Raw genomic sequence first — 18,937 nt, 5'->3', positions numbered from 1 at the left:
TCTACATCTAGTATAAAAAACCAATCTGTGCTAAAATCCTTCTACGTTTTATTATTCGTTTTATCTAATGTTTGTTTTTTAAGTGGCCAGACTACAGATTTGTCTATTGCTATTGAGGCTCAAGATTTAAATGGCACAGCTGTATCTCAAATTGATATTTACGAAGATTTTCAATATTTAATTACAGTTACTAATTCTGGAAATTCTGTTAATAACGCCACCATTTCGGTAAGTTTTGATTCTGAGCTTACTATACTTTCTTATAACTCTCAAAATAGTAATGCTGGTGCTTCAGATTTTGCTAATATCAATGTTGCCGATAATATTTTAACTGCTTCTGTGGCTACAATGCCAAATAACTCGAGTGTAGAATTATTGATTACAGCTACTGCTCCGACAGATTTGGGTGGTATTGCAGCAAATGGAACTGTAAGCCCTCCGCAGAACACAACCGATATTAATAACAGCAATAATCAGTCAATAATTTCTATAGATGTTTTAGATATTGTCATTGATTTCTCGGTAACGCATTCTCAAATTCAACCTACAGATGGAGTGCCTATAAATGCTTGGGGAGATACTGTGACTTATCAATTTACAATTACAAATAATAGTGCTATTGATTTCCCATTAACTGCTATTAATGGTAAACTATTTTTAACCTCATCAAACGCAAATGGTCAGCCTTTTGCGGAATTTGTCTCTTTAACGTGTATTGCAACCACAAATGGTACATTATGCCCAGATTTATCTGGTTTTGGTGGAAACGCAAATGTCGTTTCTGCCTCCTCTGTAACTAATGCTGCTCCAATTTTTTCGCTTCAAGCACCTATGGAATTTACACCTGGAGGTAGTATTACTTTTGAAATGGTTTATCAATATTCCAATTTCTCTTGCTCAATAGACCCAATGCCTATAGAGGTTGGAAGTTTTATTCAAATTTCATTAGATCATGCTAATGTTTCTCCTAATAATTCAAATATTGTAAATACACCATTACTTAATGCAGATGTATGCCCTTTAACTGATATATGTATTGATACAATTCAAACAAATCCAGATATAACAACCAATATACAATACGACCAAGAAATTACATTTGTTACTACTGTTTGTAACTCTGGAGGAGTAGAAACACCTATGTCATTTTTTCTTCAAAATTTATCTTACCCTTATGCCACATGGCAAATTATTTCAATTAATTGTTTGGGAACTACTGGCCCTGTTTCATGTAATGATATTACTATTTCTAATGGTGGACAGTTATGGGCTAGTAATAATTTTGTTTTACAACCCAATACTACGATTACTATAGAAACTGTTCTAAAATATATTGAGCCAGAGTGCAGTATTAGTTCTAGTCCAATACAAGCTGTTATAAGAAGTGCCACTAACATTTTAGATAGTCAATTAATAGATAGTAATCCTCAAGACAACTACGACTCAAACCTTGTTGAACTTCCTGCCGTAGAACTTTGTGAATTCTCTGATTTAGTAGTAACTAAAACTCAAACAGGCCCTGAATTGCCAATAGGAAGTTCTACTACAAATACAACAGAATGGGGTTTAGTATCTTATGAAATCACTATTGAAAATATTGGAGATGATGATGCTATTATTGAAGTACAAGATTATATGCCTTTTGCTGATAGTGATACTGCTCCAATAAGCGCAATGCTAACCTCAGTTGAATGTATAGGAACTACAGGAACGGCATCTTGTTTTAATATTGAAAACACTAATATTGGTGTGCTTTTAGATGGAGTTTCTGAAAACGGAGAATTTGATACATTTTGGCAAATATTGCCTGAAGATAATTGGGAATTACCTGCAAATAGTTCTGTATCTTTTAGTGTTACTATAGATTGGATACCAGAATGTTCTACAGACCCAATAATTGGAACCAATAGAGTAAGTGCAAGTTATGTTAATGGGCTAGTTGAGACTGATACCTCCAATAACAATGCAGAAGTAAATACTTTTTTTGCGCCCTGTGTGGACTTAGTGGTGCAAACCTATCCGGAATTTACACAGGTAAATACCAATCAACCTTTTAACTGGGTTGTGGATATTAGTAATAGTACCACTAGCTCTGATGCTATAGATGTACTTTTTGAGAACACAATCAATCCTGTTTTTAATATTGTTGGTAGTCCTGTTTGTACTGTGACCTCTGGTAATGCCTCGTGTATCACAACATTTGATGTTATTGGTAATTTTATTTCTGGTATAATCCCATCTATGGAAGCAGGTTCTACTGTTACCATTAGTATTCCTGTAACTGCTCCAAGTTTTGGTGGTGCCTTTAATAATATTGCTGAAGCTATTCCTAATGCCATAAATAATGAAGAGTTAACTCCAGAAACTAATATTTCTATAAATAGTATCCAGGTTATAGCTCCGGTTTTACAAAAATCCTTTATGCCAGAAACCATATTTGAAGGAGCTGAAAGCGAGTTAACCTTTACTGTTTTTAATATCGCTTCAAATCCAACTCAAACTAATATTTCTTTTACAGATAATTTACCTGCAGGATTAACACTTTCTGGTGTTCCTGATTGGAATGAAGCCAATGGTTGTACCGCAAATTTTATTGGTGATCTTGGAGACGATTTTGTTGGAGTAAATAGTTTGGTGTTTCCAGATGGTGTGGTAAGTTGTACATTTTCAGTTATGGTAACTTCAAATATTGCGGGTACTTATTTAAATAATTTTGAAAATTTTACTAATAACAACAATATCGACGCCTCACAAACCAATGCTACATTAAATGTTATTGTAGATGACTCTGATGTAGATATTGAGGTTGTAAAAACTGTGACACCTGCAGAAGTGGTTATAGGAGAAGAAGTCTATTTTACCATTACAGCAACAAACCTAGGTACTACAACCGCTACAATAATAGAAATTATCGACGCTTTACCACAAGGTTATGAATTTGTATCAGCATCTACAAGTTTTGGAACATTTGATGAGACTAGTTTCCTCTGGAATATTCCAAGTTTAGATGCTAATTCTTCTGAAATTTTGACGTTAACCGCAACTGTAGTGTCGTCAAATAACCTAACTAATGTTGCAACTTTAACCAGTGTTAATGAACCCGATAGGGATGAGTCTAACAATGAAGATAGTGCTACTGTAGAAGTATCTAATTGTTTAAGTGTTCCTGAAGGAATTTCACCTAACAACGATGGAAGAAATGATGTACTACTTATTCCATGTATAGAAAATTACTCTAATAACACACTAAAAATCTACAATAGGTTTGGCACACAAATCTATGAAGCTTCAAATTATATAAATACTTGGGATGGCAGGGCAAACATGGGATTTCCTAATTCTTCGGAGTTGTTACCTGTAGGCACGTATTATTATGTGCTTAAAATAAAAGATATTAAAGATCCTTTTGTTGGCTACGTATATCTTAATTATTGATTAATCTCTAAGGTATTTACCTAAAAAATAAGACGGAAAAATAGCCAAAAGTCCATAAAGTGAAAACCCTAATATGCCATGACCAGCATAATGATGAGCTGCAGTTGCTAAAACCAAATCAAAGAAAAAACCAGCATAGGCCCATTCTGTTAACCATTTGTTAGGTCTCCAAAGTACTATTACAACTCCAAATATTTTTACAAATGCAAGCGGAATAACAATATAGGTAGGATAATTAAAACTTTCGAAAAAGCCTTTTACCATTTCTGTTTTAGTAAAGTACATAAATGCTGAATAGGTAAAAATTCCGCATAAAACCGCTGTGCATACCCAATACAAAATTTGTTTGGCGCGCATCAATTTAAATGAATTTGCCTTCTATAATTTCAATAAAACGCTCTTCGTATTCTTCTTTACCATCCCAATTGTTATAGTCTGGTTTTATCATTTCAAAAATTAATTTTCGAGCTTCACCCAAGGAATGTGTAGTATTAATTTGAGAAATTACACGGTCGTAATCTTCATTCTTACCTTCAAACAAGTGTTTAATAAAGGCCAGTTTATCGTTTAAGCCTATCTGTAAACTCTGTCCTTTTAATTTATCATTTAAGGATTTCTTTTCGTTTTCAGCTTCTCGTTTTTTAGCGTCTTCAATCGGTTCAAACTCTGGCATTGTGGCAAAATCTGACGTTATAGTTTCAAACTCTACTGTTTTTGGAGCCTCATTTGGTAATGTCTTTTCTAATATAGCATCTACTTGATGTGTTTCCTCTGGCATCTGTGCTACCATATCTTTAATCTTTTCCATCACAGGTTCCATAATACCATCATCTTCAACTTCATCTAAATTGATGTAAGTTTTATTTTCAACCTCAATGTTATCACTAACCTTATTGTTAAAAGCAGTGTCTAACATATCAAAAAATGAAGAGTCATTACCAATTGTTGGCATATCATCTTCAAAATTTTCTTTGGCAAATTTTAAAACTGTAAGCTTTTCATAGAGTTTAGAAACTTCATCATGCATTCTATCAACATCTTCCTTGCCTTTTAGTTTTAGAATCCTATGCGCTATACTCACTAATTCTGATTCTAATTTCTTTTTCATGTCTTTTGCTTTTGTTTTTTGATAAATTTGATTGACCTTTATACAAACGAAAATATACTACGTTTTAGTGCTAAAATTACGAAATGTTTCTTGAAAATACGGTAAATCATAAAGAACAATTTGGGTGGATTGAGGTGATTTGCGGATCGATGTTCTCTGGTAAGACCGAAGAATTAATACGCAGATTAAAACGCGCCAAATTTGCAAGACAGAAAGTTGAAATTTTTAAACCAGCTGTAGATGTACGCTATGATGATGAAATGGTAGTCTCTCACGACTCTAATGAAATCCGCTCTACGCCAGTGCCAGCAGCTGCTAATATTCCTATTTTAGCAGATGGCTGTGATGTGGTTGGTATTGATGAGGCTCAATTTTTTGATGATGAAATTGTTCGTGTTTGTAATGACCTAGCAAATAAAGGAATTCGTGTTATTGTAGCGGGTTTAGATATGGATTTTAAGGGCAATCCTTTTGGTCCAATGCCTTATTTAATGGCTACTGCAGAATATGTAACTAAGGTACATGCTATTTGTACTAAAACAGGGAATTTGGCTCAATACAGTTACAGAAAAGCTAAGAGCGATGATCTAGTTTTACTTGGTGAGGTTGATGAATATGAACCTTTAAGTAGAGCGGCCTATTACAAAAGCATGTTACGTGATAAAGTGAGACAAATGAAAGTAAATGATGCTGAAGAAATAGATTCTAAAGATAAAAAGTCTAATGGCTAAGGCTCAAGAAACCATTCTCGAAATTGATTTAAGTGCTTTAACGCATAACTTCAATTATTTAAAATCAAAATTACAACCCCAAACTAAGTTTTTAGCTGTCGTTAAGGCCTTTGCCTATGGCAGTGACTCTATTGAAGTCGCTAAACATTTAGAAACTTTAGATGTAGACTATTTTGCTGTCGCTTATGCCAACGAAGGTGTTAATTTAAGAGATGCTGGTATTACCACTCCAATCCTTGTATTACACCCTCAACCTATTAACTTTAAAACTATTATAGAGCGCTGTTTAGAACCAAGCATTTATAGTGCAAGAATTTTAAATGAATTTATAAAAGTTGCTAAAGCTAATTCTCAGACCAATTATCCTGTTCATATTAAGTTTAATACTGGACTTAACCGATTAGGATTTTGGGAAAATGATATAGACTATATAGTTTCTCAATTAAATGAAACAAAATCTATTGTAGCAAAATCATTGTTTTCGCATTTAGCCGCAAGTGAAGACCTAAAAGAAGTGGAGTTTACAAATAGTCAAATTAAAAAATTTGAGCACATTGCTAAAGAATTTGAAAATAAAATAGGTTACAAGCCGTGGGTACATCTGTGCAATACCTCTGGTATTATAAATTATCCCAATGCACATTTAGATATGGTGCGATCTGGTATTGGTCTCTATGGTTTTGGAAATTCTGCATTAGAAGATAAAAATTTAAAACCCATTGCAAGTCTAAAATCCATTATTTCACAAATCCATAACATTGACAAAGACGAAAGCGTAGGTTATAACAGAGCCTACAAATCTCAAGGATTTGAAACAATAGCAACTATACCCATTGGTCATGCAGACGGTATTAACCGAATTTATGGCAATGGAAAAGGGTTTGTTTTTATTAATGAAATAAAAGTTCCAATTATTGGTAATGTATGTATGGATATGATTATGGTAAATGTCACTGGTGTAGATTGTAAAGAAGGAGATGAAGTTATTGTCTTCAATTTTAAGAATAAAGCAAGTGTTTTGGCTGAATCGGCAAACACAATTTCTTATGAAATTTTAACCTCAATATCGCAACGTGTAAAGCGCATTTATTTAGCCGATTAAACTTTTTTTTAACATATTGTGACTTTTTTAATTAACTTAGGGTCTTAATTAACATATCAACTAACTATTTAAAAACACTAAATTATGTTAAAAGAATTTAAGAATTTTATTATGACAGGTAACGTGATTGATTTCGCTGTTGCTGTAATTATGGCTGGTGCTCTTGGCGCTGTTATTAACGGATTTGTTTCTAAAATTGCCATGCCACTTATTGGTCTTGTAACCGGAGGTAAAAGTTTTGCTGACATGTTCTGGACTCCAGGAGATGTTGAATACGCAACTGTAGAAGCTGCTAAAGAAGCAGGCGTTGCTGCCGTAGAATATGGTGCATGGATTGACACTATTGTTAGCTTAATCGTAGTAGGTTTTGTAATGTTTATGATTGTAAAAGCATACAACAAAACTAAAAAGCCAGTTGAAGAAGCACCTGCAGGACCATCTGAATTAGATTTACTAACAGAAATCAGAGATGCATTAAAAAAATAATAAAATTTAGCTTCACTGCTACATTATATTTTTAATAATTAAACCCAGACACAAAGTCTGGGTTTTTCTTGTTTTATATAAAAAAGTTAAATAATTAACATTTTGTTTTTTGTTGTTAAAAGGCTTTATTAATTTAAGAATAAGATTTTTTTTAATTTAAATTAGCGCAAAATTATTTAAATCATTAAAAAATGAAAATAGCTATAGTAGGTGCAACTGGCCTAGTGGGCAATGTAATGTTAAAAGTTCTTGAAGAGCGTAATTTCCCTGTTGATGAATTATTATTGGTAGCTTCAGAGCGTTCTGTTGGTAAAAAAATAAAATTCAAAGGAAACGATATTGAAGTTATTAGTATTCCTACTGCTATAGAAATGCGACCAGATATTGCATTATTTTCTGCAGGTGGTGGTACATCATTAGAATGGGCACCAAAATTTGCAGAAGTTGGTACAACGGTTATTGACAACTCTTCGGCATGGAGAATGGATTTATCTAAAAAATTAGTCGTTCCAGAAATTAATGCAAATGCATTAACTAAAACCGATAAAATAATAGCAAATCCTAACTGCTCTACCATACAAATGGTAATGGCATTAGCACCACTACATAAAGAATACAAAATAAAACGTATTGTGGTTTCAACCTATCAATCAGTTTCTGGCACAGGAGTAAAAGCTGTTGAGCAAATGGAAAATGAAATCGCTGGCAAAAAAGGCGAAATGGCTTACCCTTATCCTATTCACAAAAATGCGATTCCACATTGTGATGTTTTTGAAGAAAATGGATACACTAAGGAAGAAATGAAATTAGTAAGAGAAACTCAAAAAATCCTTGACGATAGAACAATAGCCGTTACAGCAACAGCTGTTAGAATACCAACAGCAGGTGGACATAGCGAAGCTATTAATGTTGAGTTTGAAAATGATTTTGACTTGAGCCGAGTTAGACAATTACTAAATGAAACAGATGGCGTAACCGTGCAAGATAACTTAGATGTAAACGTTTACCCAATGCCAATGTATGCCAATGGAAAAGATGATGTTTTTGTTGGTAGAATAAGACGAGATGGTTCTCAACCAAACTCATTAAATCTTTGGGTTGTAAGCGACAATCTTAGAAAAGGTGCCGCGACAAACACGGTACAGATAGCAGAATATCTAGTGAAAGAGGCTTTAGTTTAAAAAATCTTTCCCGAGCCTTGTATCAGCAATAAACTAATGTTTTTCAAACAATTAAGCTTTATTGCTGATATTAATTGGTGCACAATAAACTTTTGTTTTATCATAGAAAACAAAAGTCTCTTCTTTCCTTTAAAACACTCTCTATTTAAGTAAAAAGACGACTTAATCGTAACGATAAGCAAGTTTAACTTTTAAATAGAGTGACTTCTCTAAAAAAATATTAGCTTTAAATCTATTTTTTCTATTTAGGTAGGGCTTTTAAGTAATTAACTGTCTTATTAATAGTAGTCTTAATTGCATATGAAAAAACTTTACAGTCTATTTTTATTCTCCCTATTATTTATGCTGGCTTGTGGCTCAGATGATAGCTTATCTCCGCTAAATATAGAGACAAATCCAGATGCTGTCACCATAGCCCAAAATTCTCAAATTGAAATTTTTGTTTTTTCAAATGATTCCAATATACCTTCAAGCGGTGAATTAATACTAAGTAATCCAGCAAAAGGGAGTGCACTTATATTAGACACCAATAATACACCTAATAATCCTAGTGATGATACTGTGCAATATACTGCCAACCCAAATGAAGTCGGCCTAGACAGTTTTGAATATATCATTTGTAACGCTTCAGGGAAGTGTAAAACCGAGACAATTAATGTAACAATTACAAGCAATTCTGATGTGATTTTTAATTTAGAGAATATGCCATATCAAACACTTTCTGAATATCAGTTGTTTGAAGGCACTTTAAAAAACTTGGAGCCCGGATTTGGGGTAACACCTTATACTTTAAATTCTACATTATTTACTGATTACGCTAAGAAAAAACGTTTTATTTGGATGCCTAATAATAGTAAAGCGACCTATGTTAGCGATGATGTAACACTTAACTTTCCGGTTGGTACTATTTTAATAAAGAATTTCTACTACGATAATGTATTGCCTAACGACGAAACTCGCATTATTGAAACTCGGTTAATGATTAGAAAAAATGAAGGGTGGGTTTTTGCTAATTACGTGTGGAATAATGAACAAACTGAAGCTTCTCTTGATATGAACGGTAGCTTTATTGATATTGAGTGGCAAGATGATGATGAAGTAAAATCTGCACAATATAGAATTCCGGCTGGTTCAGAGTGTCATACTTGTCATAAAATTACAGAAATTGCAAGACCAATAGGTCCCAAACCAAGAAACCTAAATTTAAATTACATGTATAATGATGGCCTAAAAAATCAATTAGAAAAATTGGTTGAATTAGGTTATTTAGAAAATTCATTGCCAAATCATATAGATACTTTACCAGATTATAATGATATTAATGAAAGTCTCGAATTAAGAGCTAGAGCTTATTTAGATATTAATTGCGCACATTGCCATTCTGAAGAAACACATTGTGCTTACCGTCCTATGCGGTTTGGTTTCTCAGACACTCACGATTTTACAAATTTGGGTATTTGCGTAGATCCGGATACTGACCTTGGTGAAGATTTGGGTCATATTGTAGAACCTGGTGATGCTAGAAATTCTGTATTATACTTTAGGTTAAGTTCAACAGAACCCTCTAATAGAATGCCTTTAATTGGTCGTGCAATTGTACATACTGAAGGCACTCAACTTATTGAAAATTGGATAAACTCCTTAACTAACGACTGTAACTAAATTACTATGAAGAAAATTTTAATCCTCCCTCTATCTTTATGCTTGGCTCTAATAAGCGTCGAAGCTCAAGAATTAAATCAAAGTGCAGATTGGCCTAATGAAGATTGGTCACTTTCTGGAACTTACGACTCTGATCACCTAGAAGAAAATCCTACGATAGCTTCTGGTTCAACATCTTTTTCATTTGATGATAATTTAGCTGGTGGATCCTCGATTAATAATGTTGCTGCAGAATCACCAATAATTGACCTCAGTGCAGCATACAACGTTAATGAAACAGATATAAACGTAACTTTTAATTACGTTTTTAATATCTATCAAAATGAATCATTGAACTTACAATACTGGGACGAAAGTACTAGTGAATGGGTAAATTGGGGAAGTCCGTTAGATGAAAACTCTGGGGCAACTGTTAATTTTTGTAATGGCAGCTTTACAGCATTTATAAGTGACGTTTTAGATATTTCTGGTTTTACTAGCACGCAATTACAAGGATTTAAATATCGCATTTTATATAATGATAATTCTTCGTATGGTTGGGGGTTTTGTGTTAATTCTGTAGCTATTAGCTCTACTGAACCACCCGCTTGCCCAAGTGTTAGTAATATTTCAGTAAACAACATCACAACTACAACTGCAGATGTTAATTGGAATGCTGGAAGTACTGAAACCTTATGGGAAGTTGCTGTAGATTTAGCAACCGATCCCATGCCAACAACTGGAGATTCTACCGCAAGTAGTGTTTATGTAATAACAAATCTATCTCCAGAAACAGAATACAGGGTATGCATAAGAGCCAATTGTAATGGAGGTGGTTTTAGCGCATGGGAATGTCAAACATTTACAACAGGAGTAGACACCTCTGGATATCCCGTTTCTTTTACAACCAACCCAATTAACACAACCGGATCATACGACATAGCTCTTGTTGATTTAAATGGTGATTTTTTAGACGATGTTGTTTCAGTTAGTTCAGATAATATTAATGTACATTATCAGCTTTCGTCTGGTGGGTTTAGCATGAGTAATATTACGACAACTACTGCAGATTTTGCTCCTAGTTGGAGTTTAGCCGTTGGTGATTTTGACCGTAATGGTTATAACGATTTGGTATATGGTGGTTATCCTGGTGTAACATTTATGAAAGCTAATAACACAGGCACTGCTTATACCGAAATATCAGGATCTGAATATGTGTTTTCACAACGATCAAATTTTATAGACATAAATAACGATGGGCATTTAGATGCTTTTGTTTGTCACGATGTAGAACCAAATGTGTATTATATTAACGATGGCTCTGGTAACTTAACATTCTATCAAGGACCAAGTGTAGAAGCTCCTAATGGCATAGGTACAGTTCCAGGTGGTGGAAACTACGCTACCGTTTGGATAGATTTTGACAACGATAGAGATATGGACATGTTTATTGCTAAATGTAGAGGAGGTTCGACATCAATTAGTACAAACGAACTTTGGAGAAACGATGGTAATGGTGTATTTATTAATGTTGCTGATAGCAATGGTTGGTATAATACTAACTATCCTGGTGTTGGACATAACAATTCATCTAACTTAGGAGATAATGTGCAAACATGGTCTTCCGCTTGGGCAGATTTTGATAATGACGGAGATATGGATGTGTACGTTGGCGCAAGTAGTACCTCTAATGGAGATTCTAAACTAATGAGAAACAATGGAGACGGAACTTTTACAGATGTTACCTCTGGATCTGGTGTTTTGGCAGCAAGTTTGGGAATAGAAAATGCTCCTGCAGATTTTGATAATGATGGCTATGTAGATATTCTTTCTAACGGAGATATTTTATTTAACAACGGAGACTTTACATTTACAAACTATGCTTCTAATGTTCCTCCAAGTGGTGCAATTGGTGATGCCAATAATGATGGTTTTTTAGATGTTTTTAGAAATGGAAATATATATGTAAATAATACAAACACAAACAACTGGATAAAAATTAATACTGTAGGAACAGACAGTAATATAAACGGCATTGGTGCTAGGGTAGAAATACAAACTCCATCCGGAAAACAAATAAGAGATGTAAGAAGTGGAGAAGGTTTTGAATTTATGAGCACACTCAATACACATTTTGGTATTGGCTCAGAAACTAGCATTGACAATATTACTATTTATTGGCCATCTGGCATAGTCGATTATATAGCTAATCCGGCAATAAATACAACTCATAATATTGTTGAAGGCTCTGCCTTAAGCGTTATAGACGAAACTTTAACTGATGTTTCTATCTATCCTAACCCAGTAGAAGATGTACTTCAGATAAAAACATCTGCTGATGTCACTAATAAAATCGCAACAGTTTTTGATGTTAATGGAAAACGTTTGAGCAGTACTAAGTTAAAAACCAACACGCTAGATGTATCCAATTTAGCAAGTGGAATTTACTTTTTAAGATTAGAATCTGAAGGAAAAACTATAAAAAGAAAGTTTATTAAAAAATAGTAACACCGCCAGTTTAAGTGCAGTCTAGAACTATTATAACACACTAATAACCGTTTGATAAATCAAGCGGTTTTTTTGTGCTATTTTTGTCATATGCTACAAGTAAAAAATGTCTCTTTTGGATACTCTAAAACTGTCGTTTTAAAGGCTATTGACTTTAAAGTTGAAGCTGGAGAGAATGTAGCTATTATTGGCGAAAGTGGTTCTGGAAAAAGTACATTACTCAAGCTTATTTACGGAGAATACGATTTAGAAGAAGGGCAGGTTTTTTGGAAGGACACCGAAATTCTTGGTCCAAAATACAACTTGGTTATTGGCTACGATTTTATGAAGTACGTTACCCAAGAGTTTGACCTAATGCCATATATTACTGTTGAAGAAAATATAGGTAAACACTTATCGCGCTTTTACCCAGAAGAAAAACAAAAACGCACAAAAGAACTTATAAAAGTAGTAGAGCTCGAAGCCTTTGCTAATACTAAAGTTAAAAATCTAAGCGGAGGACAAAAACAACGTGTAGCTTTAGCAAGAGCTTTAGCTAAACAGCCCGAAATTCTTTTACTAGATGAACCTTTTAGTCATATCGATAATTTTAAAAAACAATCGCTTAGAAGAAGTGTTTTTAAATATCTAAAAGATAATAACAGAGCCTGTATTGTTGCTACTCACGATAAAAGTGATGTTCTAGGTTTTGCCGACCAAATGGTTGTGCTTCATGATAAAAAAATCATTGCAAAAAATACACCTCAGCAACTTTACAATAATCCAGAACTGCCTCTAATTGCTTCTTTTTTTGGAGAATATAATATTATTGAAACTTACGGTATTGTTTATGCGCATCAAATTAAAATAGTTGAAAAATCAGATTTAAAAGCTGTAGTAAAGCAATCTTATTTTAATGGAAATTCTTGGTTAATTGAAGCTCTTTATAATTCTGAATCTATTTTTATTGAGCATTATTCAAAAATTAAAAGCAGTACAGAAATAAACATTGAGATAACTACCTTATAATTTTATTTTCTCCATACTTTTTATAAACTCTTCTAGTTCTTTAGGCTGACTTGGTCTAGCTGCATTGTTGGTTATTATGTTTCCTTCTTCATTAACAATTAGGTATTGTGGTATAGAAACTGCATTTTCTATAGTTGAATGATTTTTTTCAAAATCAACAAAAAATTCCCGACTAGCTAAATGATGATAACCCGCAAGATCATAAAATTTAATCATTTGCTCCCATTTATCTTTATCTTCAGAGTTGTCTAAAGAAATAAATAATTTTTTATAATTATTCTCTGCCAATATATCTTTAATGTCTTTATTATATTCAAATTCTTTTTTACACGGTCCACACCAAGTTGCCCACATATCTATATATAGTTTTTCACCTTTAAATTTAGAAAGTAATTCGGTTAAACTATTTACTTTAGGATCTTCAATTATGGTAACATCGTCAGAGAATCCGTATTCGGTTTTAATGTGATAATTTCTAATTGGCAAAATTTCTTTCTCTAAATATTGATTAAATTTACTATCTGGATAGTTATATTTAAAGTCATCAAATATTGTAATTAAGCTTTTTTCGTACTGTTTTTGTATTGCCTCATTAAATATGTAATGAGCCCAAATATATTCCCTATAAGGCTCTTCAACATTCTTTTTCATCTTATCAATCACAACATAATTAATACTATCTTTTTGATATAATTCACTAATTCTTTCCCTTGAAAATCCGCCATACATATTTCTTCTAACCTTTACATGTAAAACATATTCTGGCCAATTCCAAGGGGTACTTTCAAATTTATAAGGAAAAGTTTTAACCGTTGCATCTATTAAAGAGTCGTATTTGTTTTTTATTAATTCATTTGTCGACTCTAGTCTATAATCACTTACACTAACTTTACCAGCAGCATAATAATAATCAATATCCTTTTTAAGAAATTTATAAAATGGCTCATCTACTTCCTTAGCATCATATAAGTCTTGAAGTTTTTTTAGCTCTTCATTTCTTAATTTTTCAACTTTTAAAGAAAATAGCTGTGCTGTAGAATCTTTATTAAATTTATTTATAAATGTAAATGAGTTTAATGGTGGTCTTACAAAGCTATTTAACAATTCTTGACCTTTGGCATTGTCTAATGTATATGTTGTTTTACTATCAGTAAGATTAATCTGATAGTCTTGATTAGGAAGTAAAATAATTCTTGAGAATTTATTCCCAATTCTTAATGAAGCATTTTCTGGAGTTTCAATAGTAAATTTAAAAGCAAACTCTCCTTTTTCATCTTTTTCAATTATATCAAACTTATTTTCAAACAATAAAACACCGTTAAGAGGCCTTGTTAACTTTATTTGATCAATAAGACTATCAGTAGTAGTAATTTTAAGGCTTGATTTTGGTAATGGATTAGATTCAGGCTTGTCTTTTTGGCAATTAAATACTAATAGACCAACTATAAACAAAAAGGCAAAATTTCTCATGTAATGGTGAGTTTATACTTATAACATTAAAAATACTGAATTGAGAGTTAAATCTTATCTATTTAATTTCTTTTAACGTCCTACTTATCAAACTTCTTTAAAAGCGCTGGCAAATAAAAGATATCTGTAATGAGCGCAATTGCAACTGTAATAGCACAAAGCAAACCAAAATCTCTAACTGAAGGTGTAGCACTAGAAGCAATAATTAAAAAGCCAGCAACTAAAGCAAAGGTTGTGGACAACAAAGCACTACCAGTATAACGCATAGCATTATCCATTCTTGCTTCGGCTGTCCTATCATCTTTTTTGCCTCGTCTATATTTATATACCAAATGAATGGTGTCATCCATAGCTATACCCAACATTATAGGTGTTATCATGGCTGTGGTAACATCTAAAGGAATGTCTAACAAACTCATAAAAATAGCTAATATCGCTAAGGGTAAAAGATTAGGGATTAGAACTAAAATGGTAGTTTTAATACTTCTTATAAAAATGAAAAGACACAAAAATGCCACAAAAAAAGCTGCAAAAAAGGACTTAAACTGTGTTTGTAATATAAAATTATTAAGCTGAGCAAAAACTACCGCAAAACCATTGATTTTTAACTCATAGTTTTCTGTATTAAACGTAGATTTAAAGTCTTGCTGTATGTCTTCAATCAGTTGCTCTAACTGAGAGGTTTTAATTTCTTTAAAACTAATCGTTATTCCTGCTGAAGTAAAATCATCTGAAAACAATTTAAAAAAACTATTGTCTTCATTATCTACTGCAGATAAGGTGTTTTCTATTTGCGCTGCCGAGACATTACTCTGAAATAATATTGGCGAACGTTTTTCTAAAAAAGATTTAATATTAATTACAGAAACTGGTGTATTAATTAATGGGTTCTTTTCTATTTTATTTTGAAAATTCTCTAATTGTGTTAAAGCTTCAACGCTCAGCATATTTTCGCCATTAGAAGTAGAAATATTGAGCTGCATTCTTGAGCTTCCGTTTAACTGACCTTCTATAATTCGTAAATCTTGTTTTGCTTTTCCTTCCGCTAACAGATCTAATGAATTGGTATCAATCTTTACCTGAAAAACAGCATACATACCATATATTAATACCAAGGTAAATCCAACTATTATTGGTGTTTTATATTGAGATGTAAATCTATTAAGCCAAGAAATAAACTGACCTTGGCCTATGCTCTTAAATGACAATAATGGTTTTGCTACTTCAAAATTTAATGTCATAAAACTAAAGCCAATAATGGTTATGACATATACCAAAATAAAACTCAACAATAAGCCAACACAGGTAAAAATTCCCATGTTTTTAAAGGCTGGTAATGGAGATAAATACAAGGCAAAATAGCCAACAAAAGTGGTAAGTGTTGTATAAAAACAAGGAGTGAAACTCTTGCGGATAGCCAATGCTAAAAGCTGAACTTTTGATAGTGTCTTGTTGGCAATTCCTTCTTTGTGATAAATATTAATAATATGCACCGCATCACTCACGCTATATACCATTAGAATGGTAGGAATAAGCATAGAAATCATATTCAATGCAAAACCTAAAGAGGTAATTATACCAAATAATAAGCTCACAGGCACTGCAACCGATAGCAGCGAAATAATAAGATAGCGCTTACTTGGTAATAAAAATAGAAGCATTAACGTAATTACTAATACGGTTAATACACCAAAGACTAAACTCTCTTTGTAAATACCGATACTATAGGCTTCGTTTAAAACTGGAGGACCTGTTAAATGATGCTCAGGAAAATATTGGTCAATTACACCTGTAATTTCGCCAGCAATGGTTTTTCGTTTAGCTTCAATGGTTGGCGTTGGATTTAATTGAATGTAAAAAAACAGATTTTTATAATCTTTAGACACCAATTGAGAAGTAATACTTGGCAATTTAGAAAATAGATTTTTTAAACCTTTTTCACTTCGTTTAGAGGTATATAAATCAAAAAAGCCAACTTTTTTATTAGCATAAATAGGATATTTAGCTTTTGCTAAGCTAAAACTTGTTTTTACATAGGGCAATGTATCTATTGCGCTATGCAGTTTTATTAGTTGATTGATTTCGGCTTCTTCAATTGCATTTTGTACAGGGAACATCGCTACGAATATTTCATCCGAACCTAACTCTTCCTGAAAATCTATGTACGCCTTATAACTAGGATCGTCTTCTAAAAACCAAATAGACAATGAGTTGTCAACGCTAAGTTTATTTACCGTTTGATAAGCTGATAAAGCCATTAAAATCAATAAAACTGCAATAATTGCAATTCTGAATTTTATAATGATTTTTATGATATTCTCTATCGTCTTCATTAAGATAATACTTGAGCTTTATTACTCAATTTTAGTGATTACAAAAGTAGTGCTTCTAAATTGAATTTGCTCACCAACTGTTTTAGATAATAAAAGTTGGGCAATAGGCGTAGATGCTGAAATGGCATAGAATTTTTCATTTTCTAATATAATTTCACCAGCACTAATCGCCAAATAATAATTAAACTGCGACGTATATACCAAACTTCCACGTGCTACCTTTTTATGATGAGTATCTGTGTCAATTTTCTGAAGTACCTCTTTTATTTTTTGAATTTCGGCTAGCTGATTCCCTGCTTTTTCGCGTTCTAGTTGCAACATAGCTCGACCTGTTTCGTGCTTATCGCCTGCACTACTTTTGGTTTCTGAAGTTAGAGATTCTTGAATTTCATGAATCGTCTTTGTTATAGCTTCTAAACGAGCATTAACAAATGCCTGACATTGAGCGTATAGTTCTTGTTTTATATAAGTCATTTCTCAATTCTCGTTTAAAATAAATTAGTTATCAAGTTTCTCTTCTGATTCGCTTTTTTGAAACCCAAAGAAAATCTGAGAGGCAATATTTATATCTTCATTTTTACCTACAAGATTACCTTGTATTTTAATTTGATTGGTGCTTTTAATTTGATTTGCCTCAATTCTTAACACATTTAGTAATGCAAAAACCTCATTTGCTTTGGGAATTGATAAATCTTCTTGTAAACGATTAAAATTAACATTGAGCTTAAAAAAACTAGAGCTCTGTTTTTCTTCGAGTTTTATATTTTCTTGTGTTGTATTAAATGAGGTTTGATTATTGTTTTCTTTGGCATAAAATGTATAATATGGAATACTTGTTAATACATTGTTTTTTATTGCCCCTTGAGTTTTTAGATAATCCATTAAACTTTTATTTTCTTCAACCTCAACGTTAATAGATATTTTTGGAGCTTTCTTTTCTTGCAACGTTTTTACAGCAATTTTCTCGAAATTATCGTCATATTCGTAACTAACAATTGTATCTTGTTGTGTTGTAGTACCACTAATTGTTGCACTAAAATAGCCTTTTGATTTGTCTATTATTTCTGCTACTGATAGATTGTTTTTAGTGAAGAAAGAAGCGTCTTTTAAACTTTCTATAAACATTTTTTTGTTTTCTTCTTTATCAAAATTAGCATCAAAATAAAATTGTAATGCAGCTTCTGGTAAACTATTGTAAGTTATGTTCGTTTTGTATCTGTCTTTGCTTTGGGTGTGCAAAATACCATCTACTAAAGCTTCACTGTCTTTAAAATTAAGAGATATTAAACTTTCTTTATTTAAAAAAGTAACATGGTCTGATGCCTTACTTAGCTTTTTTATAATAGGATGATTTTTATCTGAAATAAGTTTGTTATATAAAAGAACATCTTCAAAAACAGTTTTTATGTTTTCTAAAGAGGTGTTTGTAGTTAAGGCTACGGCTATTTTCTCTGAATTCCAAGCAAGTATTAGTTTAGACTTCTCTAAAATTAGATTCTTATAACCTTTTGCATTAACTGTAATAACACTCGACTTCTTTTTGGAATACTTGTCTATGTATTTTTCAAAAGCTTCTGAATCATCTATTTTTAAGGTGGTAAAAAGGGTGTTATTAATGTTTTTAAGAGTATAAAAGGCCATTGCGTATGGTTTTAAATCTACCCCTTTAACCTTTTTAATTGAGTCTTTCTTTTTGTCTTTTCTTATAGATTCCGTCTGTTCCCAATAATAACCTGGTGATGAAAGTGCGTCTAAAACTAGTGTTTTTGTAATATCGTGAATACCAATTTTTAAAACGGTTTCTGCGTCTTTATGAATAACATTAAGTAAAACGGAAGTTTTCTTAAAATGAGTATAACCAAAATACCCTAACAATACTAATACAAGTATTGATAGGGTTATTTTTAAACGTTTTTTCAAAAGATTTCTTTTAA

14 protein-coding genes are annotated in these 18,937 nt (G+C 32.4%); 8 read left to right on the top strand and 6 right to left on the bottom strand.

Annotated elements, in window-relative coordinates; translation table 11 throughout:
• Window positions 1–27: 27 nt before the first annotated feature.
• Window positions 28–3,435: a DUF7933 domain-containing protein gene (locus H8K90_RS05535; RefSeq protein WP_186844924.1), complete on the top strand. Its 3,408-nt coding sequence runs from the start codon at window positions 28–30 to the stop codon at window positions 3,433–3,435.
• Here H8K90_RS05535 and H8K90_RS05530 read toward each other — a convergent pair whose 3' ends face one another.
• Together H8K90_RS05530 and H8K90_RS05525 are read right to left on the bottom strand one after the other, a co-directional pair.
• On the bottom strand, window positions 3,436–3,792 hold the full coding sequence (locus H8K90_RS05530; protein WP_186844923.1) for a DoxX family protein: 357 nt from the start codon (window positions 3,790–3,792) through the stop codon (window positions 3,436–3,438).
• 4 nt (window positions 3,793–3,796) lie between these two features.
• On the bottom strand, window positions 3,797–4,543 hold the full coding sequence (locus H8K90_RS05525; RefSeq protein WP_186844922.1) for a hypothetical protein: 747 nt from the start codon (window positions 4,541–4,543) through the stop codon (window positions 3,797–3,799).
• Between the two features lie 83 nt (window positions 4,544–4,626).
• On the opposite strand from H8K90_RS05525, the gene H8K90_RS05520 reads away from it, so the two are divergent.
• From H8K90_RS05520 to H8K90_RS05490, 7 genes are all read left to right on the top strand, one after another.
• The gene (locus H8K90_RS05520; protein WP_186844921.1) at window positions 4,627–5,274 is read left to right on the top strand and encodes a thymidine kinase; all 648 of its coding nucleotides are present in this window, start codon (window positions 4,627–4,629) and stop codon (window positions 5,272–5,274) included.
• On the top strand, window positions 5,267–6,376 hold the full coding sequence (gene alr, locus H8K90_RS05515; protein WP_186844920.1) for an alanine racemase: 1,110 nt from the start codon (window positions 5,267–5,269) through the stop codon (window positions 6,374–6,376). Before H8K90_RS05520 ends, alr begins: the two co-directional genes overlap by 8 nt.
• A gap of 84 nt (window positions 6,377–6,460) precedes the next feature.
• Window positions 6,461–6,862 carry a large conductance mechanosensitive channel protein MscL gene (gene mscL / locus H8K90_RS05510; protein WP_186844919.1) on the top strand — a complete coding sequence of 134 codons (402 nt, stop codon included), beginning with the start codon at window positions 6,461–6,463 and terminating at the stop codon, window positions 6,860–6,862.
• A 191-nt stretch (window positions 6,863–7,053) separates the two neighbouring features.
• Window positions 7,054–8,043, top strand: coding sequence for an aspartate-semialdehyde dehydrogenase (locus H8K90_RS05505; RefSeq protein ID WP_186844918.1), 990 nt, complete (start codon window positions 7,054–7,056; stop codon window positions 8,041–8,043).
• 300 nt (window positions 8,044–8,343) lie between these two features.
• A complete protein-coding gene (locus tag H8K90_RS05500; RefSeq protein WP_186844917.1) occupies window positions 8,344–9,705 on the top strand; it encodes an Ig-like domain-containing protein in 1,362 nt (453 codons plus the stop codon).
• A gap of 6 nt (window positions 9,706–9,711) precedes the next feature.
• On the top strand, window positions 9,712–12,189 hold the full coding sequence (locus tag H8K90_RS05495; RefSeq protein ID WP_186844916.1) for an FG-GAP-like repeat-containing protein: 2,478 nt from the start codon (window positions 9,712–9,714) through the stop codon (window positions 12,187–12,189).
• A gap of 93 nt (window positions 12,190–12,282) precedes the next feature.
• Entirely contained in the window at window positions 12,283–13,200 is a 918-nt protein-coding gene (locus H8K90_RS05490; protein WP_186844915.1) for an ABC transporter ATP-binding protein, read from the top strand.
• On the opposite strand, the gene H8K90_RS05485 is transcribed toward H8K90_RS05490, so the two are convergent.
• The 4 genes from H8K90_RS05485 to H8K90_RS05470 all read right to left on the bottom strand — a co-directional run bounded on the left by H8K90_RS05485 (window position 13,195) and on the right by H8K90_RS05470 (window position 18,923).
• Window positions 13,195–14,670, bottom strand: a complete 1,476-nt coding sequence (locus tag H8K90_RS05485; protein WP_186844914.1) for a TlpA family protein disulfide reductase — start codon at window positions 14,668–14,670, stop codon at window positions 13,195–13,197. The two genes, H8K90_RS05490 and H8K90_RS05485, sit on opposite strands and share 6 nt — an antisense overlap.
• 80 nt (window positions 14,671–14,750) lie before the next feature.
• Window positions 14,751–17,003 carry an efflux RND transporter permease subunit gene (locus tag H8K90_RS05480; RefSeq protein ID WP_186844913.1) on the bottom strand — a complete coding sequence of 751 codons (2,253 nt, stop codon included), beginning with the start codon at window positions 17,001–17,003 and terminating at the stop codon, window positions 14,751–14,753.
• Between the two features lie 21 nt (window positions 17,004–17,024).
• Window positions 17,025–17,477, bottom strand: a complete 453-nt coding sequence (locus H8K90_RS05475) for a 3-oxoacyl-ACP synthase (RefSeq protein WP_186844912.1) — start codon at window positions 17,475–17,477, stop codon at window positions 17,025–17,027.
• A 24-nt stretch (window positions 17,478–17,501) separates the two neighbouring features.
• On the bottom strand, window positions 17,502–18,923 hold the full coding sequence (locus H8K90_RS05470; RefSeq protein ID WP_186844911.1) for a hypothetical protein: 1,422 nt from the start codon (window positions 18,921–18,923) through the stop codon (window positions 17,502–17,504).
• Between the last annotated feature and the right edge of the window lie 14 nt (window positions 18,924–18,937).

Source organism: Winogradskyella echinorum, assembly GCF_014297365.1.
Taxonomy (GTDB): domain Bacteria; phylum Bacteroidota; class Bacteroidia; order Flavobacteriales; family Flavobacteriaceae; genus Winogradskyella; species Winogradskyella echinorum.
The sequence above is the reverse complement of the archived record's forward strand: the minus strand, read 5'-3'. Positions and strand labels throughout refer to the sequence as shown.

Excerpts from the sequence above, each read along its gene's own strand:
- H8K90_RS05530 (WP_186844923.1), bottom strand. The coding sequence starts at position 3,792 with ATGCGCGCCAAACAAATTTTGTATTGGGTATGCACAGCGGTTTTATGC.
- H8K90_RS05525 (WP_186844922.1), bottom strand. The coding sequence starts at position 4,543 with ATGAAAAAGAAATTAGAATCAGAATTAGTGAGTATAGCGCATAGGATT.
- alr (WP_186844920.1), top strand. The coding sequence starts at position 5,267 with ATGGCTAAGGCTCAAGAAACCATTCTCGAAATTGATTTAAGTGCTTTA.
- mscL (WP_186844919.1), top strand. The coding sequence starts at position 6,461 with ATGTTAAAAGAATTTAAGAATTTTATTATGACAGGTAACGTGATTGAT.
- H8K90_RS05500 (WP_186844917.1), top strand. The coding sequence starts at position 8,344 with ATGAAAAAACTTTACAGTCTATTTTTATTCTCCCTATTATTTATGCTG.
- H8K90_RS05490 (WP_186844915.1), top strand. The coding sequence starts at position 12,283 with ATGCTACAAGTAAAAAATGTCTCTTTTGGATACTCTAAAACTGTCGTT.
- H8K90_RS05485 (WP_186844914.1), bottom strand. The coding sequence starts at position 14,670 with ATGAGAAATTTTGCCTTTTTGTTTATAGTTGGTCTATTAGTATTTAAT.
- H8K90_RS05520 (WP_186844921.1), top strand. The coding sequence starts at position 4,627 with ATGTTTCTTGAAAATACGGTAAATCATAAAGAACAATTTGGGTGGATT.
- H8K90_RS05495 (WP_186844916.1), top strand. The coding sequence starts at position 9,712 with ATGAAGAAAATTTTAATCCTCCCTCTATCTTTATGCTTGGCTCTAATA.
- H8K90_RS05505 (WP_186844918.1), top strand. The coding sequence starts at position 7,054 with ATGAAAATAGCTATAGTAGGTGCAACTGGCCTAGTGGGCAATGTAATG.
- H8K90_RS05480 (WP_186844913.1), bottom strand. The coding sequence starts at position 17,003 with ATGAAGACGATAGAGAATATCATAAAAATCATTATAAAATTCAGAATT.
- H8K90_RS05475 (WP_186844912.1), bottom strand. The coding sequence starts at position 17,477 with ATGACTTATATAAAACAAGAACTATACGCTCAATGTCAGGCATTTGTT.